This window comes from Rhodococcus sp. USK10 (assembly GCF_019378875.1).
GTDB lineage: Bacteria > Actinomycetota > Actinomycetes > Mycobacteriales > Mycobacteriaceae > Rhodococcus_F > Rhodococcus_F pseudokoreensis.
The window spans coordinates 2,926,381-2,946,173 of the sequence record NZ_CP076048.1 but is presented as its reverse complement, the minus strand read 5'-3'; the positions used below and the strand labels follow the sequence as shown (position 1 = coordinate 2,946,173).

Below are 19,793 nucleotides of genomic sequence, written 5' to 3'. Positions count from 1 at the left end.
GAAGTGTTTGGTCAAACCATAATGCCGACCGGGAGGGGAGGAAAGGTACGAAACGGACTTCTTTTCATCCTCTGGGGTGAGGCAAATATCCCGTTGAGATGAGTGTGCGGAAGGTGCGGGCCCGCAGTGTGCCGCGCCCGCACCCGCGCGTCACAAGTAGATCGACTTCGGCACGAGATAGGCGGACAGGGCTTCTGGACCCAATTCGCGCCCGAGACCACTGGCTTTGACACCACCGAAGGGTGCCGTCGGATCGGGAAGGTAGCCGTTGATACCGATCGTTCCGGTCTGGATACGCCGGGCCACGGCGACACCGTGATCGTGATCAGCGGTGAAGACGGTGCCACCGAGACCGAAGTCGCTGTCGTTCGCGATGCGGACGGCGTCCTCGTCGTCGCGGTACGAAATGATCGACAGCACCGGGCCGAAGATCTCTTCCTGGGCGATGCTGTAGTTGTTGTCGACGTCCGCAAAGATCGTCGGTTCCACGAACCATCCCTTGTGGAGGTCGGTGGGGCGCCCACCACCGACCGTGATGCGGGCGCCGTCGCCCTTGCCCTTCGCGATGTAGGACTCCACCCGCTCGCGCTGCCGGGCGCTAGCCATCGGCCCGATCATCGTGGCGGGGTCGAGGGAACTTCCTACGGTCAGCGACCCGGCGAGGGCGCTGAATGTGTCGACCACTTCCTGGTAACGCGATTGCGGTGCCAGAATGCGGGTGCCGAGGTAGCAGACTTGCCCATTGTTCAACATGGTTGCACCGAACAGCTGTTCCCCGACGGTGGCGAGATCCAGATTCGCGTCGTCGAGGATGATCGCCGCCGACTTTCCACCGAGTTCCAACGTGACCGGCCGCAGCAGTCGGCCGCAGGCCTCGGCGATGTTGCGGCCGGCAGTCGACGACCCGGTGAACGCCACCTTGTCGATGCCGGGATGCGAGACCAGGTACGCGCCCAGTTCGCGACCACCGGGCACGATGTTGATCACGCCCGCCGGCAGGGCGGCTTCTTCGACCGCTTCCGCGAGAACGTAGCTGTCGAGGACCGTCTCGGGGGACGGCTTGATGACGATCGTGCACCCGGCAGCGAGGGCGGGAGCATATTTGAACGCGGCGAGCGCCTGCGGGAAATTCCACGGGACGATCGCGCCGACGACCCCGATCGGGGTCTTGGTCACGAGAGTCGATCCGCCGAGCAGACCCGGCCGCGTCTCCTCGAAGCTGTCGTTTGCGATCAGTCCGGCGTAGTAGCGGAGGAGGATCTGCGGGAAGACCGCCTCCAACTTCTCGGCGACGGCGACGGGCATGCCGTTCTGGGAGCTCACCGCCTGGACCATTTCGGCTGCGCGCTTGTCCAGCGCATCGGCCAGGCGCCCCAGCGCCTGTGCTCGCCGCGCCGGCTCCCACTGCGACCACCCGGCCGGGTCGTCGAATGCGCGGCGTGCGGCGCCGACGGCGGCATCCATGTCGGCTTCAACGCCGTCGGGGGCGTGGCCGACGACCTGTTCGTCGTTGGGTGAGACCACCGTGATCACGCCACTCGAGGTGGGCGCATGCCATTCGCCTCCGATGAAGAAGGCATTGTTGTTCGTGGTCATGACTGGTTCCTCTCGTCTATCTGGGTTGCGGTGCTTTGTTGCCGAGTCGTGAATTCGGACGGTGGCTTACACGGATTCGAGCGGCTCCTCGTAGAGCGGGAATTCCTCGGTGTCGTCGTAGGAGCCGAGGCTCTCCTCGAAACTTTCGTGGATCGCGATCTGGGCGTTCTCGGGGAGGGTGTGCATGATGTGCCGGACGCGTTCCTGGCGGCGGGCGACGGCTTGCCGGAACGGCATGCCGGGTGTGGCTTTCATCTGCGGGACGATGCCTTCGACATCGTCGACGCCGCCGGCGTGGTGGCCGGCGTCGACCATCGCCTGTTCGGCGGCCATGGTGGCTTCGTCTTTTTCCTCGGACATTCCGATCGGGCCGATCATGGTGCCGTTGAGGAATTGTTTGACGACCGGCTGGTCGCTGGTGAGCAGCACTTCGCGGGGTCCGAACATCACCAGTTCCCGGCGGAAGAGCATGCCGATGTTGTCGGGCACCGTGCGTGCGAGGTTGATGTTGTGCGAGACGATCAGGATCGTTGCGTCGATTTCGGCGTTGATGTCGATCAGCGTCTGGGAAATGTAGGTGGTGCGGACCGGGTCCAGACCGGAGTCGGGCTCGTCGACGAGGATGATCTGCGGGTCGAGGACTAGGGCGCGTGCCAGGCCAGCGCGTTTGCGCATACCGCCGGAGATTTCGCCGGGCAGTTTGTCCTCGGCCCCGAGGAGGCCGACGAGTTCCATCTTCTCCATGACGATCTTGCGGACGTCGGATTCGGACTTTTTGGTGTGTTCGCGCAACGGGAACGCGACGTTGTCGTAGAGATTCATCGATCCGAACAACGCACCGTCCTGAAACAGCACCCCGAACAGTTTGCGGATCTCGTAGAGTTCCTTGCTCGAGCACTCGAGAATGTTGGTGCCGTCGATCACGATCGAGCCCTGCTCCGGGCGGAGCAGACCGATCAGCGATTTCAGGAACACCGATTTGCCCGTTCCGGACGGGCCGAGCAATGCGCTGACCTCGCCGGTGGGCAGGGTCAACGTGACGTCCTGCCAGATCCTCTGTGAGCCGAACGACTTGGTCAGTCCCTCGACGGATACCTCGACACCCACGACTACCTCCTAGGTTTGCGAAAACATCGACTGATCCCTTTGTTTCGGGATGCCGTCAGACCGGGGACATTTCCGTCATGACCCACGTACCCTCCTGCTCGGTCATGCCGACCCGGACTCGACTTCCGTCCAACTTCGGTGCAGCGCTGTCGGTGCTGGTGGTCGATTGATTGACGAAGAACAGCAGCGTCACCGCGCTTTCCGATGCGGACACGACGGACGATTCGACGACGGTCGCCGAGGTGACGACCTGGCGTTGTTTCGCCGACGGAATGATGACCTCCTTGCCGACGCTGTCGAACTGGTCGCGGAGGTCGCCGCCGAGACTGGGAAGTACGTCGGTGAAATGGGTGTCGATGGTGTTGAAGTCGTACGACAACACGTCGCCGAGCAGTTGGGTGGCGCGGTCGCGCGCCTGTGTCTGCGCGGCGTCGACCTGGCGGTGGTCGTGCACCTGGAGGGTGATGGCGGCGGCCACCGCGACGAGGCCACCGGCGACGAGCACGGCGAGATAGCGAGTGGCCCGCCGACGTGCGAGGGACCAGGTTGCGACTGCCTGGGGTATTTGGGCGAGTGTGTTTCTCATGCCACGAACTCCACATCTGAGACGAGCCAGCGGCCGTCCACCGAATCGAGGGAGACCTTCATGCGGTACACCCGGATCTCCCCGTCGGGTGCCTCGGTGTTTTTCACCGTGGATGTCACGGCGGCGAGGACGACGGCGTGGTCGTCGTCCGCCTTGACGAGGCCGGCTTCCTTCACTTCGCCGGTCGACTCCACCTGGCCCTGGTTGAGCACGTCACCGAAACTTCCCGATGCGCTGGTGAACTGGTCTCGGAACGGCCCGGTGGTGCCGTCGGCGACGCGCTGGATGTCTTCGTCCACGCTCTGATGCCGCAGCGTGACCAGATTGACCACCACCTGGCGGGCCGTCTCGAGGACCTGTTGGTCTCGTGACTGTGCGGTCTGTTCGGCGCGCAGGTTCGTCCACGAGATCCCGCCGACGACCAGGGCGGCGACGGCGACGAGTACGACTGCCGCCGTCGTCACGATCAACCCTCGGGCACTCTTACGCACCTCGGAGTCGGCTATCGCGGCCGCGGCATCGTTCCCGGCGTGATCGAGGTCTGGTTCGACCTCTACCGGAGCAGTAGTGCCTGCCATGTCAATTCCTCCTCTAACTTTGGTGCAGAAACGCTGGCGATCGAGTACAGATCGCCGTTCGGTGCCCGGAAGTTCCCGGTGATCGGGTCGTACGGGACGCTGGTGTCGCCGTTGCCGCCGGTGAAGTCCTGCGGGTTCGACCATGAGGCCGGTGCGACGGTCAGGGGTTCGGGACCGCCGGGAGCGGGTTGGCTCGCGATCGGGCCCGCGTTCGGTGCGCCGGTGTCCGTCGCCGGCGGCGAATACGGTTGTCCGGGCCGGGCCAGCATTCCCGGCCAGGTGGACGGCAGACCGCCCGGGCAGTTCTCGATCTCGGCTGTTCGCACGGTGGGATCGGTCGCACAGGGGATGTTGCGTGCCCCTCGGGCGACCCGGGGGTCGGCCTGCGGGAGTTTGCAGTAGGAATTTTCCGGTGCCGGGACCGCGCTGAGATCGCTGGGGTCGCGGCGCTGCGTTTCCTGGTACCCCTCGGTGCAGGGGAGCGGGTTCGCGGAGTTGCCGAGTTTGACGTCGAGGGCGCCCTGACCGTACACCCGGTCGTCGGTCTGGACTCCTCGGTGCATGTAGTTGATCGACGCCGACACAGCCGGGTAGATCACCAGGATCTGCTGGATCCCAGGGATGTTGACGCGAGCGACCTCACCGACTGTCTGGAGGTTCGCCAGCAGCAGCGGAACGGTGGGGCGGACGTCGTCGAGAGTGCCACTGACCGTGTCGAAGAACTGTGACCCATTGTCGAGGACGCCACGGACCTGTGCGTCGCTCATCACCAACTGCTCGGAGAACGAGGACAGATCGTGGGAGAAGCTCGCGATGTCGGCGCGGGAGTCGACACCGGCACCGAGGACCGGTTCGGCGTCGTCGAGCAGGGTTCGGGTGGTCCCGATCTTCGCCTGCGCGAGTTCGATGAGTGGACGGGAGGAGTCGATGAGCCGCGACAGCGCCGGTCCCGCCCCGTTGAAGGCAGTGTAGGCCTCGTCGACGGTGACGCGGAGGTCGTCCTTGGGCAGCTCGGACAGGAGAACGTTCACCTTGTCGACGACCTCGGAGGCGGGCACCGGGATTTCGGTGTTCGCCTCGGTGATCACGTCACCGTCCGCGAGGAAGGGGCCTTCGGACGACGCCGGAACCATGTCCAGATATTGCTCGCCGATGGCCGAGACGCTGCGGACGAACGCCCGGCTGTCGGCTGGAATCGCGAAGTCCGAATCGAGCTGTAATTCTGCGGACGCTCGATCGGGGCCGACGTCGATCGATTTCACGACGCCGACGTCGACGCCGCGATAGGTCACCAGGGAGTTCACATAGAGGCCACCCGCGCGGTCGAATTCCGCCGTGACCGTGTACATCCCGATCCCGGTGACCCGCTCGAGCCCGAGGTAGTTGACCGCGGCGTTGCCGACGGCGAGAACAGCCACCACTGTGAAGACGATGAGCTGGAAGCGGACGAGTTTTGATCTCATCAGCGCGGTGCTCCGTTCTGCGGTGCGGACGTCGCTGGTCCGCCGGATGTTGTTGCGCCTGTGGGTGCCAACAGAGGATTCACCGCTTGGCGGGCCGGGTTCAGTCCTGCCAACTCGTCGAGCGGGATACTGCCGAGAACCTTGCCGCCGACCGTCTCGGCGCTGACGTCGAGGGTGAGGAAGAGATTCATGTAGTCACCCCGGACGGCGCGCTGGGTGGTCGTGACCGGGAACGGTATGGTTCCGGCGATCTTCAGCGCCTCCGGCAGGTGATCACCGGCCGCAGCGAGCTGCGAAAGCACCGGCTGCAATGACCGCAGATTCGCATCGAGATCCTCGCGGCTGCTCTCGAGCACCTGGGTGGCGACCTCGCCGAACCGGCCCACGTCGTTCAGCATGGTCGTGAGTTGCTTCTGCTGCTCGTCCAGGATCTGCAGCGCCGGCTGGATCGAGGTGATGCCTCGGTCGATCGTCTGATTCTGGCTGGCGAGTTCCGCGCCGAGGCGGTCGAGCCCGTCGATCGCGCGGACGATGTCGTCGCGCTGTTGATCGACTCCGCCGACGAACTCTTCGAGGTTGCCGAAGAGGCTGCGCAACGATTCCTCGCGGCCACCCAGAACGCGATTGAGTTCGGAGGTCACGGTGCGGATCTGTTGCAAACCACTACCGTTGAGCACGAGGGCCAGCGCCGAGAGCACCTCCTCCGTGGACGGGTACTGACTGGTGCGGTCGAGGGGGATCACGTCCCCGTCGGCGAGTGCACCGACCGCCTCGACGCCGGGCGGCACCGTCAGCTCGAGGTACTGGGAGCCGAGCACGCTGGTTTGCGCGAGCTTGGCGCTGACGTTCGCCGGGATCTCGGCCCCGGGATCGATCTCGAGTGTCAGTTTGGCGCCCCAGTTGTCACCCGTGATGTGGCTGATGTTCCCCACAATGACGTTGTTAGCCTTCACTGGCGAGTTTCCCACCAGATTCTGGATGTCCGCCAACTCGACGGTCACCTCGTGCGCATCACCGCCGACCGCGTTGCCGGGCAGCCCGATCGAATTGATCCCGTCGAATCGGCACCCGGCCGCCGCGGCCACGACGCCGACGAGCATGGTCGCCGTGAGCGCCGACCTTCGAATAGAGTTCGTCATCGTGGTCCCTCCGGAAGGATGAGGTTCTGGAGACTCTGGGTGATGGAGGCGACGGGATCGCTCGGTGCAGGCGCGCCCGGCGTACCTCCCGGCGCAGCCGGGTTGACGGCGGATGCCGGTGTCGCCTGTCGCACGGCGGCGTTGGCCAGAGGTGCGGCAAAAGCGCCTGCAGCCGTGGCGCATTCATTCGCAGGCGCGTCGACCGTGGTCAAGAGTGCGCAGATGAGCGAGCGGGGGTCCGGCATCTCGGGCACGGCGAGGGCACCCGTGAGCGAGTTGGCGTCGGCGTCGTAGATGTTGTAGAAGTCCGACAGCGCCGTCGGTCCGGCGTGCAGGATCGACATCAGGGTGTCTTGCCGGTCGACGAGCAACCGGGTGATGGTTTCGAGCTGCCCGGTATTCTCGACCAGTGCCCCCCGGTTGTCTTCGACAAACTTCGTGACTTCCTGGAACGTGGTCAACATGCTGCTGAGCAGTGCGTCGAGTTCGGTCCGGTTGGCGTTGAGCAGCCCCGACACGTTCGCCAGTTCACCGCTGAACGCCCGAATCTGCTGGTCGCTGGCGGCGAGGGCGGTGGTGAACTTCTGCAGGTTCTCGACGGTGCCGAACAGATCCTCGCCGCTCGCGTTCAGTGTGGTGGCGGCGTCGGAAAGGTGGGTGAGGGAGTCGTGCAGTGCGGTACCCGTTCCGTCCAGGGTGTGGGCGGTGCTGCTCACGAAGCGATTGAGGGAACCGTCCGGGTGCTCCGGGGTGCGGCCCGCGTCCTCGCTGAGTTTGACCACCTGCTTCTTGATCTCGTCGAACTCGACCGGGACGGCGGTGCGGTCGAGGGGGATCTCGTCGCCGTCGGACAGGGTCGGTCCACCCGAGTAGGCCGGCGCCAGCTGGATGTAGCGGCCGGTCACCAGTGTCGGGGCGACGACTGCCGCCTTCGCGTCGGCGGGGACGTCGTACTCGTTGTCGTAATCGAACTCCACGCGGACCCGTTCGCCGTCCGGTTCGATCGTCGTGATGCGGCCGACCTCGACGCCGAGAATCATCACCCGGTCTCCGACATACATGCCGGTGGTGTTCCGGAAGTAGGCCGTGACGTGGTTGACGGAGTGGTTTTCGATCCAGGCGGCGGTCAGCAACCCGACGAGGGCGACCGCGATCACCACGGCGAGCAGTCTCGCAGGCAGTGCCCGTGCCATCTCACGTACCGATGCCATCAGCGCGGCCCCCCGAAACTTCCGGGAAGCTGCCCGGAGAGATTGGCCGGGACTATGTTGTGCAGCAGCACGCCGAAGAACGGTCCGCTGCCCACCGCCTCACCGACCTGCCTTGCGAACCGTTCGAGGCCGGTCAGCGATGCGTTGATGTTGTCGTAATTGCTGTTCAATGTGGCCACCAGAGTCTTCATCTGATCGAGAGTGGGTCCGAGTGTTGCCGCGTTGTCGCGGGACAGCCCGGTGAGCGCATCGGCCACCTGACGGGACTGCACGAGGACGTGATGGATGGTGTCCGCCCGATTGTTCAGCGCGGCGAAGAGCGACTGGCCTTGGCCGAACAATGCGGAGACCTGACCGTCCCGATCCGCGAGGATCTTGGACACGTCGGCCGCACCCGCGAGCAACCGACGCAGTTTCTCGTCCCGGCTCGATACCGTCTCCGACAGGCGGGACAGCCCGTCGAGAGAGGACCGCAGGTCCGGCGGAAGCTCGTCTTCGACCGAAGACACCTGCTCGAGTGCGCCGGACAGGTTCACGGTGTCGGTCTCGGACACCTTGTCGGTGACTTCTTCGAGCGCCCGGGTGATGTCGTATCCCGAGCTGGTCTGTGCCAGGGGGATGGTCGCGTCGTCGGCGAGCTCGCCGTGACGCCCCGGCGTGATCTCCACGTAACGCCGACCGAGAGCAGTTTCGACCTTGATCGCAGCCGTCGTGTCGTCACCGAGCCCGACCGCGCCGCTGTCCACGTCGAACTCCACGTCGACCTTTCCGTCGCTGATCGAAAGCTTCTTCACCTCACCGACTTTCACGCCGGCGATTTGCGTGGTGTCACCGACGGCGAGGCCACTGGCATCGGCGAATTCGGCATGGTAGGTGGTGGCCCCGTTGATGCCGGGGATGGACTTGAAGTTGAGCGCAAGGAAGAGGACCCCGATCAGGACGGCTGTTCCGATCAGTCCCATGCGGAACGCATCCCGCTCGAGGAAGGACTTCTGAGCCATTACTGGCACCTTTCTGCGGGGGCCTTGAACATCGGTGTGACGCCACCGGGACCGGGCCCGGACGCGTACTTGATCGCGAGACCACAGACGAAGAAGTTCACGAAACTGCCGTAGCCCGCGACGCGGCTGATGAGGCGGTAGTTCTCGGGCAAGGTGGAGAGCACCATGTTCAAGGTGTCGGTGTTGGCGTTGAGATTGCCCGCGAGATCACCCAATGCGACGACATCTTGCGCGATCGCCGGCCGGTTCTGGTCGAGCACACTCGAGAGACTGTCGGTGACCTGGTCGATGTTCACCAGGGAGTTGGTGATCAGATCACGGTCACCGTCGAGGCCCGCGACCAGCCGCTGAAGCTGGTCGATGAGCGTCGAAAACTGGTCACCGCGATTGTTCACGGTCCCGACGACGGTGTTGAAGTTGCTCACCACCTGACCGATCGCCTGATCCCGGTCCGCCAGCGTGTTGCTCAAGGACCCGATCTGACTCACCAGACGCCCGATGCTCGCCTCCTGGCCGTTGAGTACCTCGATCAGGGAGGCGGACAGTTGATTGGTCTGATCCGGGTCGAGCCCCTGCAGGAGAGGCCGGAACCCGTTGACCACCTGGTCGAGGTCGAGTGCCGGGGTGGTCTGCTGGAGTGGAATCGGGCCGTCTAGCGCACCGATGGCACCCGGTCCGTTCGACAACTCCACGTAACGGTCACCGATCAGGTTCTTGTACTTGATCCGTGCCGTGGTCCCCTCCGTCAGCGGGCGCTCGGTGGACAGGGAGAACGACACCACCGCGGTGCCGTCCGCGGCCAACTCCACCCCTTTCACCTTGCCCATCGGCACACCACCGACCTTGACGTCCTCGCCGTTGCCCAGGCCGGAGGCGTTCGCGAAGACGGCCTGATAGGTGTTTGTGCTACCGAAGCGCATGTTGCCCACCACCGTCGCGACACCGAATCCGGTCAACGAGGTGACCAGGACGAAGATCAGCAACTTGATTCCGGGTGCCTTCGTCATCAGCGCCCACCTCCGAACATGAACTGTGCGAACGGGTTACCGATCAAATCTTCGACACCGCGCGCGGGCTGGTATGCCTTGCTGCCGTCGTCGAAATCGGTGTGTCCCGGTGCCTGCGCGGGGTCGTAGCACCGCGGTGCGCCGTCCGCACCGTTCTTCGGTGCGTTCTCCGGGTACGTGTACGGCGGATCACCCATCAACAGGGTGCCGAGGATGTTCAACCCGGCCTGATCACTACCACCGACGGTGCGCTCGAGATATTTGTTGGTCTGGTCCATGCTCGCCAAGAAGCACGGATACATCGGCGCATTCTGCGCGAGCAGTGCCGTCGTCGGTTCCAGCACATCCAGCGACTTCTCCAACGGGTCGCCGGAGGCCTCGAAGAAACTCCGTCCGCTGTTGCCGAAGCTGCTGAAACTGAGCAGGAACGCGCTGAACTGATCCTTCTTCTCGGTCACCGTGTCACCGGTGGTGCTGACATGGTCGACGGTCCGAAGGAGGTCCGGAGCGGCGTCGGCGAGGACGTCGGAGACCTCGGCACCCTTGACCAGATCGCGCTGCAACGTGGGAAGACTGCCGTTGAACTCGGACAGGTAGGCGTCGAGCTCGACCATCATGTCGCCGAGTTGGTCGCCGCGGCCCTGCAGCGACGTGGACAACGCACTCAACGTCGCGTTGACCTTCTGCGGTTCCACGGTGCGCAGCACCGTCACCAGCGAGTCGAGGAGGTCGTTCACCTCGGTGGCCACGCCGGTTCCCCGGACCACCGAGCCCGCCGACACAGTGGTCGCCGAGGGATGCTCCGGCTGCACGAGTGTGACGAACTTGCGACCGAACAACGTGGTCGGATCGATCACGGCAGTGATGTTCTCCGGTATCGCCGACGTCCGGCGCTCGTCGATGTCCATGGTGATCTGGGCCTGGTCGTCCACCAGCTGCACCTTCGAGACCCGGCCGACGACGACGTCTCTCATCTTGATATCGGATCCGGGTTCGAGCATGAGACCCGACCGCGCCGAATACAACGTCACCGGGACGGTCGAGGCGAACGATCCGCGGTAGACGCCGACGGATACCGCCGTCGCAATCGCGAACAGCGTCACCAGACACACCCCCAAGAGCACGTACACCAGGCGGCTTCGCTCTTCGATATGGCCACCCATGTCAGCCCGCCACTTTCACGGCGCCGGCGGAGCCACCGTAGACGGCGATTCCGATCAGCAGGTCGATGACCATGATCGCGATCAAGGAGGTGCGCACGGCCCGCCCGACCGCGACGCCGACTCCCGCAGGCCCGCCCTTCGCGTTGTAACCGTGGTAGCAGTGCACACACATCACCACCACTGACATCGCGAGGACCTTCACCATCGACCACGCGACGTCGCTGGGCACGAGGAATACGTTGAAGTAGTGCTGGTACGTTCCGCTCGCCTCGCCGAGGTATTCGGTAACAAGCTGGGTGGCGACGTATCCGACGAACAACGCCACCGCATACAGCGGAATCACCGCGATGATTCCGGCCATTACCCGGGTCGTCACCAGATAGGGGAGCGACGGAATCGACATGGTCTCCATGGCATCGATCTCCTCGCTCACGCGCATCGCGCCGAGTTGCGCGGTGAAACCCGCACCGACCGTTGCCGTCAGCGCAATACCTGCGATGACCGGAATGGCCTCCCGGGTATTGAAGAACGCCGAGATGAATCCGGACAGCGCGCCGATCCCGATGCGCCCCATCGAGGTAGCACCCTGCTGGCCCACTTCGTATCCGACCGCGGTGGTGAGCAGGGAGATGACGACGAGAGTTCCCCCGATGACCGCGAGGGCGCCGGTGCCCATGCTGACCTCGGCGAGTAGCCGGAGCGTTTCCTTCCGGTACCGCCGGAAAGTGCGCGGAATCGCGGTGACGGCATGGCTGTAAAAGTGGAGCTGTCGCCCCATCTCCTCCATGTGTCCGATCGGTGCATCGACCACGCTGAGCGCGACCGTGGCAACCCTGGGTCTCGCGCCGGTGGCCCGAGTAGCTTTCGACACAGAATTCTCCCATTGACAGCCGTCTTCGCGGCTAGAGGTGGAGCGCTGTCAGTGCAGCGCGAGAGTCGTGATAACCGAGTTGGCGAGGAAAAGCAGCAGAAAGCTGAACACGACGGTCTGGTTCACTGCGTCTCCCACGCCCTTGGGTCCGCCCTTCGCGTTGAGTCCCAAATGGCACGCGACGAGTCCTGCCAGCAGGCCGAACACCGCCGCCTTCACCTCGCTGACGAGGAAGTCGGGCAGTTTGGTCAGGATCGAGATCGCCGTGACGTATTGCCCCGGCGACGCGCCCTGCATGTACACCGTCGCGATATAACCGCCCACCAGGCCGACCGCCGACACGAGGCCGTTCAGGAACATCCCGATCAAAGTGGACGCCAACACCCTCGGCACAACGAGGCGTTGAATCGGATCGATCCCCAGCACCTTCATTGCGTCGATCTCTTCACGAATCGTCCGTGAACCCAGGTCGGCGCAGATCGCGGTCGAGCCGGCACCTGCCACGACGAGAACCGTGACAACCGGGCCGATTTCCCGAATGATCGCGACGCCGGCGCCGGCGCCACTGAGGTCGACGGCACCGATCTCGGCCAACAGGATGTTGATCTGATAGACGAACATCATGCAGAAGGGAATCGCCATCAGCAGCGCCGGCATGATCGACACACCGGCGATGAACCACGCCTGCTGCACGAATTCGCGAGCGTGGAAGGGGCGCTTGAACATGCATCGGAACGTCTCCATCGACGTCGCGTAGAACGCACCGACGGCCGTCGGCGCGACCTGGACGGCCTTCCGGACAGCACTCGCTCTCGGCGGGCGAGTTTTCGGATCTACAGACATCGAACGGCCTTTCTCACTGTTTCCGGAGCATCCGACGGGAAAAACAGGGTTGGCCATCACTCGTGGACGAGGACGACCTTCACCGCCTCACCTCGATGCTGCACGGCCACAGCCTCGTTGATCTGAGAGAAGGGCATCGTCGTGATCAACTTGTCGAACGGGAACTTGCCCTGACGGTGGAGATCCAGAAGGTGAGGAATGAACGTGTCGGGATCGGAATCACCCTCGACGATCCCGCGAATCGTGTGACCGAAGAGCTGCGTCGACATCATGCCGACCGGGAGTGTGGCGGTCGGGTCGGCGGGGACCCCGATGAGGCCGAGGGAACCCCGGACGCCCAGTGACTGCAGGATCTGGTCCAGCACGGGAAGTAGCGCTGTCGTGTCGATCGCATAGTTGACGCCGTCGGGAACAATTGCCCGGATCTGCTCGGAAAGAACGCGATCCGCGGGATCGACGACGTGTGTGGCGCCCAGGGAGAGCGCGAGTTCGCGGCGCGACTCGTGCGGTTCGACGACGATGATCACACCGACCTCGCGTACCACCGCGGCAAGGACGGCTGCCAGGCCGACCGAACCTGCCCCGACGACGACCAAGGACGAACCCGGCTCGACGTCGAGAGAGTTCAACACCGCACCCGCGCCGGTCTGGATTCCACAGCCGAGCGGACCGACGAGTTCGAGAGGCGCGTCGTCCGCGACCTTCACGACATTGCGCTCGTGAGCGATGGCATGTGTCGCGAGGGAGGACTGGCCGAAGAAGTTGCCGCCGAGCGTGTCGTCGCCCGAGGTGAGTGCCGAACTGCCGTCCGGGCGCACACCACCGAAGTTGTATGCCATGAAATTGTGGCAGTAGGCAGGCTCACCCTTCTCGCAGTGGGCGCACTGGCCGCAACTGTTGAAGCTGATGGCGACCTTGTCGCCTTCAGCGACCTTGGTGACCCCGGATCCGACCTTCACGACCGTGCCGCTGCCTTCGTGGCCGACGACGCCCGGAAGGGGGAACGGCAGATGGCCCTCCTTGACGGCCAGATCGGTGTGGCAGAGACCGACGCCGGCGATCTCGACGAGGACTTCGTGTTCCGTGGGTTCGCTCAGAGACACGGTCTCGATGGCGAAGTCGCCCGCGACTTCGTGGACTACGGCGGCGGTGATCTGCACGACTGCTCCTCATTTCAGGTGTTCGCCCGAGGACGGGCATCACTTGCGTAGGTGCAATGTTAGGTAGATCACAAGCTCTGAAAACAGGGATGAGCGGCAAGTTCGCTCCAATCTCCCCCCATTTACCCCCGATGGGACTACGGCAGCCCAGGGGGCCAGTCCTCCTGTGAAACTTCTCCACACGGAGTCAAGGCTCGTGCGGCGGAGTCGACGCAGGGTCGGCAGTCTGCGCGCCGCGGGAACCCGATGCCCCCGACGAAGTACCGAAAGCACCCCCTGGTGTGACGCGTCGAGTGCACGCATGAAGAGAGACTTGAGTCACATTCCGAGATCAACTCGATCGATGTCCCATCCCAGGAGGAACCAGTGTCTGTTGATCCTTCGTCGCTCATCATGGGGGTCGCCGCCGCAATCGGCGGTATCGTCCAGGGCGCCGATATGCCCGATGCAGCAGAAGATTTCGCGATGCAGCAGATTTACGCGGTGGCGGATCAGGCGAAAGCCGTCGACGTGACAATCGACGACTACATCGAGTTGCTGCCCGAAAATTCCCGCGAGCCCGCTCGGCAGACACTCGACACGGCTGCCGAGACGGCCCAAAGCGCCGTGGCGCCGTTTCTGCCACCACCCGTAATCGCTGCCCCTGCCGCTGATCCCGGATTCGACGAGCCTCCACCGGTGGTCCCCAGCGAGCCCGAAGAGGTGTGGTCTGCGGAAGAGTCGGAAACTGCAGGTGGCACTGTGGCGGAATCTGTTTCGAACACGGAGCGTGTTGTCACCGGCAACAGCGCAGCCGGTCCGATGCCGATCAGCTCGATCGCCGTGTTCGTCCCCTGGTTCACGAAGGCGGGTGGAATCTGCGAGGGAATCACCGCGCCCGTTCTCGCAGCGCTGTATTCCGTCGAGAACGGATTTCGGTACGGTGCGGCCTCGCCGGCCTCGCCGGCGGGTGCACGTGGACCCGGACAGTTCATGCCGGCCACCTGGGCGCGATACGGCAAGGACGCCGACGGCGACGGAAAGTCGGACGTTCTCGGAGTCGCCGATTCGGTGATGGCGTCCGGGAACCTGCTGTGCGACATGTACAGCCAGATCGGTGAATGGAAGGCGGAGGGTCTCGTGTCCGGGGACACCCTTGACCTGACTCTCGCCGGATACAACGCGGGGATAGGAGCGGTACGCCAATTCGGGGGAATGCCCCGAGGGACCGACGACTACGAGAACCAGACGCGGCCGTACGTCGCGAAGATTCGTGAGTCGGAGGAGCGGTTCGCGTCGGTTCTGCAACTCCTGCGCAGTGATTCGGGGAGTGTCGGTGGTCGCATCGTACAGGCGGCGATTCGGTATCTCGGCTTGCCGTACGTGTGGGGTGGCGGCAGCGTGAAGGGCCCGTCCTCCGGAGGATTCGACTGTTCGGGTCTGACGTCCTATGCGGTGTACGACGCGACCGCCGGATTCATCCTCCCGCGCACGTCGGAGACCCAGTGGAACGTCGGCGTCGAGGTCCCGCTGGAAGACGCGAGGCCGGGCGATCTGCTGTTCGGCAACTGGGGCTCGGGAGGGCCCGGCCACGTGGCGATCTATCTGGGAAACGGTCAGATGGTGCATGCGCCGACGACAGGTGACGTCGTTCGGATCGCACCGGTCTTCGAGGGCATGAAGGCGCGGCGAGTGGTGTCGTAGAAGGCCGGACGGGACGAAGCCCCCACGCCGAGCAGCGCTCGACGGAGGGGCCTCGGTCGGTTGCTAGCCGCGCCCGACACGGGACGCCGGGTCCTCCGGTGTCTTCGCGTCCGGTCGACCGCTGGGCACGCGCGACAGGAAGCGCTCTCGTGCAACGAGATAGAACGGGAAGGCCATGGAGACGCCGATGTAGGACAAGAGCACGAAGACCACGCCCCACTTCCGGCCCAGGCCGATCCGTGCGGTGTCCGTGAGCACCCAGACGATGAAGACCGTCCAGGCGATCAGCATGTCGATGCTCAGGAAGGCGGCGGTGCCGCCCGGCTCGATACCGTCTCCGAAGAATTCGACCGGGTTGAGGATGTTTCCGCCGTCGCCGATCCAGTCGAACGCGAATGGCCAGGTCAGGAGGAGCGCCGCGATCCCGGCGACGACGTAGAAGGCGTGGCGGGCATTCATTGCGGTATTTCCGCGCATCTGCGTGGTCACGACGTCACCTGCTGTCTGCGACGCGAACGTGGATCTCGGCCTCGCTGTCGGCGACGACGAGTTGGCAGGACAGGCGAGAGTCGTCGTCCGCGGCGTCCAGATAGGCGATCAGATCCGTCTCCTCGTCCGTCGGTTCGGCGAAGAAGCGGGTGTACTGCTTCGGGAGGTGGACGTGGCACGTAGCACAGGCGCAACTGCCGCCGCATTCGGCGACGATGCCGGGGAGGTTGTTGCGGAGCGCTGCGTTCATGAGCGTTTCACCGGGTTCGACATCGACGTGCTCCGTCGACCCGTCCGGCAGGTGATAGGTAACTTTCGTCATGTACTGGGGGCACTTTCTCACTCGAAGGTGGTGCGCCGAGTGTCATCTTGTCTCGGCGCACCACCTGGTCAGGCGAACGTCAGGTGGACGGGGAGGTGCCGCAATCCGCCGACGAAGTTGGTCTGGATCATCTTGGGCTCGCCGGTCACCTCGACGCGGCGAAGCTTGGGCAGCAGTTCCTCGAGCATGACCTTCATTTCGAGCTTGGCGAGATGCTGGCCGATGCACATGTGCGGTCCGTAGCCGAACGCGATCTGCTTGTTCGGACGCCGGTCGATGTCGAAGGTGTCCGGGTTGTCGAACACGTCGGCATCGCGGTTACCGGACTGGAACAGCAGCATCAGTCGGTCGCCGGCCTTGATCGAACTCCCACGGAGTTCGTAATCGGTGAGTGCGACTCGGGTGAACTGTTTCACCGGAGACACGATCCTCAACGCTTCGTTCACCAGGTGGGGAACCAGATCGAGGTCTCCCTGCACCTGTTCGAGGATGTCGGGACGCGCGGCCAACTGCTGCAGGCAACCTGCAAGGGTGCTCGCCGTGGTGTCGTGGCCGGCGGTGGCGATGGCGACGAACCACCCGTAGGCGAACGTCTTGGGGAAGTACTCGCCGTCGGCATCCTTCGCGACCGCGATGAGGGTCGCCAGATCGTCGCGTGGTTCTGCTCGCCTGCTTTCGACGAGAACATCGAAGTAGGCGTAGAAGTCGGAGATCGCCGCTGCCCACTGCTGTGCGGCGGCATCGGGAGACAGGCTCTCGATGTCCTCGCGTGTCGCATCCGGGTCGGCGACCCCGAACAGGTCCTGTGTCAGTGCCATCATGCGCGGTTCGTCTTCGACCGGCACACCGAACAACGACATGATGACATGCAGCGGGAAGAACACCGCGAATTCCTGTACGGCGTCGAGGTCCTGGCTACCGGACACGAGCCGATCGACGGATTCCTTCGCCGTCTCGCGGATGCGGGCCTCCCACTTCTTGAGGTTGGCCGGCCGGAACCAGTCGAACGCAACATCCTTGACGGTGGAGTGCTCCGGGGGATCGAGGTAGGGCAACGCGTCCAGGATGCGCAGACTTCCGCCGGTGAGTTTCTTCGTGAACTCGTCTCCGGCCTGGTTGGCGAGAATGGGGTTGTGCGAGCCCTTGTCCTCGCCGCCGCCTGCGCTGAAGATCTGTGGCTGCCGCTCGATCTCCATCAGATCGGCGTGCTTACTGACCAGCCAGAGAGGGTCGTACCCCTCCACGCGTGCCTGCCCGAGCGGCCGGTTCTCGCGCAACCATCGGTAGGCCTCGTACAGCTTCGCGTCGTCCGTGTGTCCCTCGGCGAGAACGATCTGCCGTGCTATCTCATCGGGAATTGTGGCGGTGTCGGCGGATTCGACCGTCGTCATGATCAACCTTCTCTCTGGTGTGGGCTGAACAGCGCTGGGACGTACCGGCGCTGTCGCACGGTGTCCGTTCATGCTGTGACTCGAGTCTCATGCATGAACGGCACCCATGCGTCACCCAGACGAGGGGTTTCGCCCCCGATTCGGAGGCAGTTCTCAGGCCGCCGAGATTCCCCCGTTGACGCTGATTGCCTGCCCGGTCAGCCGGCGGGCGGCGGGGGACGCGAGGAAGACGGCGAGGGCAGCGAGGTCCTCGGATTCGGGTACGCCGAGGTGGGCCTGCTGTGCCGCCTTGGCGAACAGTTTGGCACTGAACCCGTCGGAGGTGATGCGTTCGGTCGACGCGGTGCCGTTGACCAGCGACGGCGTCAGAACGTTCACGCGGATTCCGCTGCGCTTGGCTTCGATGGCCAGCGTGCGGGTGAACATGACGATCGCCGCCTTCGCTGCCCCGATCACGGACTCGCCCGGCGTAGCGGTCTTGCCCGCATCCGAGGCGAGATTGATGATCACTCCGCCCTTCCTCGCCGTCATGTGCGGGACAATCTCGCTCGCGAGATACATGCACGGGAGCGCGAGTTGGTTGAAGATGCGCGCGATGTCGTCGGTGGGAATGTTCGCGAACAGTTCCGGCCGAACGTCGGCGGCTGTCGTGGATACCAGGATGTCCACGCCGCCCAGAATCCGCTCGGCTTCGGACGCGATATGGGCGGCGCCGTCGGAGGTGGTCGCGTCGGCGGAAAGGAAGGACACCTCACACGCCGAGTTGACGGACGAGATGCGTTCGACGGCAGTCTGTCCGCGTTCCGTGCCGCGCCCGACGACCATGATGCGCGGTGCGCCGGCCTGAGCGAGACCGACGGCGGTCGCGAGCCCGATCCCGGCCGTGCCACCGACGATCAGCCCGCTGCTGTCCTTCAGCTCTTTCGGCGGTGAGATTTCATGCGTTCCCATTGTGAGCTCCTTCGGGTGGTGGGTCAGAGAGATACGGTGCCGCGGGCGAAGATGTCCTTCGCGATGATGCGCTTCTGGATCTCGGCTGTGCCGTCCGCGACGAGGTACGCGGTGACGTCGCGGTAGCGTTGCTGCAGAGGCGATTCGGTCGAGTACCCGAGGTTTCCGTGTACGCGCATGGCGAATTCGATCGCGTTCTTGGCCACGACGGGAGGCCACCACTTGCTCATCGACGCCAGGGCGGTGTGCGGCTGGGCGGTGTCCCGGAGCCACAGCGCTCGGTAGCAGATCCAGCGCGCACCTTCCAGATAAGTGGCGTGCTCGGCGAATTGGAACGCGAGTCCCTGGTGCTCGGACAGCGGCTGCCCGAACGTCTCGCGTTGCTGTGCGTACGCGGCGGCTTCCTCCAGGCTCTGTTTCGCGGCGCCGAGGCACATCAGACCGAGGGCGGCACGGCTGAAGTCGAAGTGGTCCATGACCGAGTGAAAGCCCTTGCCGAGTTCGCCGACGAGATGCGACTCGGGAACGAATACGTCGGACAAGTGAATGCTTCCCCAGCCCAAGGGCAGGCAGCCCATGCCGGGCATGTGGCTGATGCTGACCCCGTCCGCGTCGAGCGGCACGACGAAGCAGCTGACACCCCGAGCACGGCTGGATCCGGGCTCTCGCGCGTAGACAAGTGCCGCAGTGGCATTCATCGCCCAGGAGATGGCCGTCTTCTCGCCGTCGAGGCGCCATCCGCCCTCTACCGCCGTTGCGGTGGTGGTCAGTGCACTCGCATCGGAGCCCGAGCCCGGTTCGGTCAACGCGATGGCGATGGTCTGCTCCCCGCCTATGAGGGGAGGGAGGTAGCGCTCCTGGATCTCGTCCCGGCACAGCGCCAGTTGAGAGGCGACCAACCCGATCTGGACGGGTGCCGACGCCATGTTCACGTCGCCATACGCCAGGGTCTCGGTGGCGATCCCGAGGAGGACGGGGTCTTCGGTGCCCGTGCCGCCGTACTGCTCGGGCAGGCCGATGCCCAGCAATCCGAGGTCGCCGATCCTTTTCAGAATGTCGAAAGGGAAGTCCGTTGACGCGGCTCGGTCGCGGTAGCCGGGAAGTAGAACTCGGTCGCTGAACGCGGCCAGCGTCTTTCGGAACTCTTCGTGTTCGTCGGTGAATGCGAATGAAACCATCGGAGTGTGCTCCTGTGCGTGACTCGGCTGGGGGATCACGGCGAGGGGGCGTTG

The 19,793-nt window shown here is 64.4% G+C and carries 19 protein-coding genes; 1 reads left to right on the top strand and 18 read right to left on the bottom strand.

Annotation, left to right across the window (positions count from 1 at the left end; all coding sequences use genetic code 11):
- Positions 1 to 150 precede the first annotated feature (150 nt).
- The 13 genes from I1A62_RS20595 to I1A62_RS20535 all read right to left on the bottom strand — a co-directional run bounded on the left by I1A62_RS20595 (position 151) and on the right by I1A62_RS20535 (position 13,725).
- Complete coding sequence (locus tag I1A62_RS20595) at positions 151 to 1,596, bottom strand: aldehyde dehydrogenase (RefSeq protein WP_219459601.1); 1,446 nt, start codon at positions 1,594 to 1,596, stop codon at positions 151 to 153.
- A gap of 66 nt (positions 1,597 to 1,662) precedes the next feature.
- Positions 1,663 to 2,703: an ABC transporter ATP-binding protein gene (locus I1A62_RS20590; RefSeq protein ID WP_124391690.1), complete on the bottom strand. Its 1,041-nt coding sequence runs from the start codon at positions 2,701 to 2,703 to the stop codon at positions 1,663 to 1,665.
- A 55-nt stretch (positions 2,704 to 2,758) separates the two neighbouring features.
- Positions 2,759 to 3,289 carry a hypothetical protein gene (locus I1A62_RS20585; protein ID WP_219459600.1) on the bottom strand — a complete coding sequence of 177 codons (531 nt, stop codon included), beginning with the start codon at positions 3,287 to 3,289 and terminating at the stop codon, positions 2,759 to 2,761.
- A complete protein-coding gene (locus I1A62_RS20580; RefSeq protein WP_219459599.1) occupies positions 3,286 to 3,867 on the bottom strand; it encodes a hypothetical protein in 582 nt (193 codons plus the stop codon). Before I1A62_RS20580 ends, I1A62_RS20585 begins: the two co-directional genes overlap by 4 nt.
- Positions 3,843 to 5,330: an MCE family protein gene (locus I1A62_RS20575; RefSeq protein WP_219459598.1), complete on the bottom strand. Its 1,488-nt coding sequence runs from the start codon at positions 5,328 to 5,330 to the stop codon at positions 3,843 to 3,845. Before I1A62_RS20575 ends, I1A62_RS20580 begins: the two co-directional genes overlap by 25 nt.
- Positions 5,330 to 6,469 (bottom strand): MCE family protein, encoded by a 1,140-nt coding sequence (locus tag I1A62_RS20570; protein ID WP_219459597.1) that lies wholly within the window; start codon positions 6,467 to 6,469, stop codon positions 5,330 to 5,332. Before I1A62_RS20570 ends, I1A62_RS20575 begins: the two co-directional genes overlap by 1 nt.
- Positions 6,466 to 7,680, bottom strand: a complete 1,215-nt coding sequence (locus I1A62_RS20565) for an MCE family protein (RefSeq protein ID WP_219459596.1) — start codon at positions 7,678 to 7,680, stop codon at positions 6,466 to 6,468. The genes I1A62_RS20570 and I1A62_RS20565 overlap by 4 nt, the downstream gene beginning before the upstream one ends.
- Positions 7,680 to 8,681 carry an MCE family protein gene (locus I1A62_RS20560; RefSeq protein WP_219459595.1) on the bottom strand — a complete coding sequence of 334 codons (1,002 nt, stop codon included), beginning with the start codon at positions 8,679 to 8,681 and terminating at the stop codon, positions 7,680 to 7,682. Before I1A62_RS20560 ends, I1A62_RS20565 begins: the two co-directional genes overlap by 1 nt.
- Complete coding sequence (locus I1A62_RS20555; protein ID WP_219459594.1) at positions 8,681 to 9,688, bottom strand: MCE family protein; 1,008 nt, start codon at positions 9,686 to 9,688, stop codon at positions 8,681 to 8,683. Before I1A62_RS20555 ends, I1A62_RS20560 begins: the two co-directional genes overlap by 1 nt.
- Entirely contained in the window at positions 9,688 to 10,851 is a 1,164-nt protein-coding gene (locus I1A62_RS20550; RefSeq protein ID WP_124391682.1) for an MCE family protein, read from the bottom strand. The genes I1A62_RS20555 and I1A62_RS20550 overlap by 1 nt, the downstream gene beginning before the upstream one ends.
- Position 10,852: 1 nt before the next feature.
- A complete protein-coding gene (locus tag I1A62_RS20545) occupies positions 10,853 to 11,638 on the bottom strand; it encodes an ABC transporter permease (RefSeq protein ID WP_237735154.1) in 786 nt (261 codons plus the stop codon).
- A 132-nt stretch (positions 11,639 to 11,770) separates the two neighbouring features.
- Positions 11,771 to 12,565: an ABC transporter permease gene (locus tag I1A62_RS20540; protein ID WP_124391681.1), complete on the bottom strand. Its 795-nt coding sequence runs from the start codon at positions 12,563 to 12,565 to the stop codon at positions 11,771 to 11,773.
- Between the two features lie 56 nt (positions 12,566 to 12,621).
- On the bottom strand, positions 12,622 to 13,725 hold the full coding sequence (locus tag I1A62_RS20535) for an NAD(P)-dependent alcohol dehydrogenase (RefSeq protein ID WP_124391680.1): 1,104 nt from the start codon (positions 13,723 to 13,725) through the stop codon (positions 12,622 to 12,624).
- A 366-nt stretch (positions 13,726 to 14,091) separates the two neighbouring features.
- On the opposite strand from I1A62_RS20535, the gene I1A62_RS20530 reads away from it, so the two are divergent.
- Entirely contained in the window at positions 14,092 to 15,408 is a 1,317-nt protein-coding gene (locus tag I1A62_RS20530) for an NlpC/P60 family protein (protein ID WP_124391679.1), read from the top strand.
- 63 nt (positions 15,409 to 15,471) lie between these two features.
- On the opposite strand, the gene I1A62_RS20525 is transcribed toward I1A62_RS20530, so the two are convergent.
- The 5 genes from I1A62_RS20525 to I1A62_RS20505 all read right to left on the bottom strand — a co-directional run bounded on the left by I1A62_RS20525 (position 15,472) and on the right by I1A62_RS20505 (position 19,739).
- The gene (locus I1A62_RS20525; RefSeq protein WP_225858076.1) at positions 15,472 to 15,897 is read right to left on the bottom strand and encodes a DUF2834 domain-containing protein; all 426 of its coding nucleotides are present in this window, start codon (positions 15,895 to 15,897) and stop codon (positions 15,472 to 15,474) included.
- 4 nt (positions 15,898 to 15,901) lie between these two features.
- Positions 15,902 to 16,219 carry a 2Fe-2S iron-sulfur cluster-binding protein gene (locus I1A62_RS20520; RefSeq protein WP_095862197.1) on the bottom strand — a complete coding sequence of 106 codons (318 nt, stop codon included), beginning with the start codon at positions 16,217 to 16,219 and terminating at the stop codon, positions 15,902 to 15,904.
- A gap of 68 nt (positions 16,220 to 16,287) precedes the next feature.
- On the bottom strand, positions 16,288 to 17,610 hold the full coding sequence (locus I1A62_RS20515) for a cytochrome P450 (RefSeq protein WP_124391678.1): 1,323 nt from the start codon (positions 17,608 to 17,610) through the stop codon (positions 16,288 to 16,290).
- Positions 17,611 to 17,763: 153 nt separating this feature from the next.
- Positions 17,764 to 18,561, bottom strand: a complete 798-nt coding sequence (locus I1A62_RS20510) for an SDR family NAD(P)-dependent oxidoreductase (protein WP_124391677.1) — start codon at positions 18,559 to 18,561, stop codon at positions 17,764 to 17,766.
- A gap of 23 nt (positions 18,562 to 18,584) precedes the next feature.
- Positions 18,585 to 19,739 carry an acyl-CoA dehydrogenase family protein gene (locus tag I1A62_RS20505; protein ID WP_124391676.1) on the bottom strand — a complete coding sequence of 385 codons (1,155 nt, stop codon included), beginning with the start codon at positions 19,737 to 19,739 and terminating at the stop codon, positions 18,585 to 18,587.
- Positions 19,740 to 19,793 lie beyond the last annotated feature (54 nt).

Excerpts from the sequence above, each read along its gene's own strand:
- I1A62_RS20520 (WP_095862197.1), bottom strand. The coding sequence starts at position 16,219 with ATGACGAAAGTTACCTATCACCTGCCGGACGGGTCGACGGAGCACGTC.
- I1A62_RS20550 (WP_124391682.1), bottom strand. The coding sequence starts at position 10,851 with ATGGGTGGCCATATCGAAGAGCGAAGCCGCCTGGTGTACGTGCTCTTG.
- I1A62_RS20580 (WP_219459599.1), bottom strand. The coding sequence starts at position 3,867 with ATGGCAGGCACTACTGCTCCGGTAGAGGTCGAACCAGACCTCGATCAC.
- I1A62_RS20570 (WP_219459597.1), bottom strand. The coding sequence starts at position 6,469 with ATGACGAACTCTATTCGAAGGTCGGCGCTCACGGCGACCATGCTCGTC.
- I1A62_RS20575 (WP_219459598.1), bottom strand. The coding sequence starts at position 5,330 with ATGAGATCAAAACTCGTCCGCTTCCAGCTCATCGTCTTCACAGTGGTG.
- I1A62_RS20595 (WP_219459601.1), bottom strand. The coding sequence starts at position 1,596 with ATGACCACGAACAACAATGCCTTCTTCATCGGAGGCGAATGGCATGCG.
- I1A62_RS20585 (WP_219459600.1), bottom strand. The coding sequence starts at position 3,289 with ATGAGAAACACACTCGCCCAAATACCCCAGGCAGTCGCAACCTGGTCC.
- I1A62_RS20505 (WP_124391676.1), bottom strand. The coding sequence starts at position 19,739 with ATGGTTTCATTCGCATTCACCGACGAACACGAAGAGTTCCGAAAGACG.
- I1A62_RS20510 (WP_124391677.1), bottom strand. The coding sequence starts at position 18,561 with ATGGGAACGCATGAAATCTCACCGCCGAAAGAGCTGAAGGACAGCAGC.
- I1A62_RS20545 (WP_237735154.1), bottom strand. The coding sequence starts at position 11,638 with ATGGAGGAGATGGGGCGACAGCTCCACTTTTACAGCCATGCCGTCACC.
- I1A62_RS20555 (WP_219459594.1), bottom strand. The coding sequence starts at position 9,688 with ATGACGAAGGCACCCGGAATCAAGTTGCTGATCTTCGTCCTGGTCACC.
- I1A62_RS20565 (WP_219459596.1), bottom strand. The coding sequence starts at position 7,680 with ATGGCATCGGTACGTGAGATGGCACGGGCACTGCCTGCGAGACTGCTC.
- I1A62_RS20560 (WP_219459595.1), bottom strand. The coding sequence starts at position 8,681 with ATGGCTCAGAAGTCCTTCCTCGAGCGGGATGCGTTCCGCATGGGACTG.
- I1A62_RS20515 (WP_124391678.1), bottom strand. The coding sequence starts at position 17,610 with ATGACGACGGTCGAATCCGCCGACACCGCCACAATTCCCGATGAGATA.
- I1A62_RS20540 (WP_124391681.1), bottom strand. The coding sequence starts at position 12,565 with ATGTCTGTAGATCCGAAAACTCGCCCGCCGAGAGCGAGTGCTGTCCGG.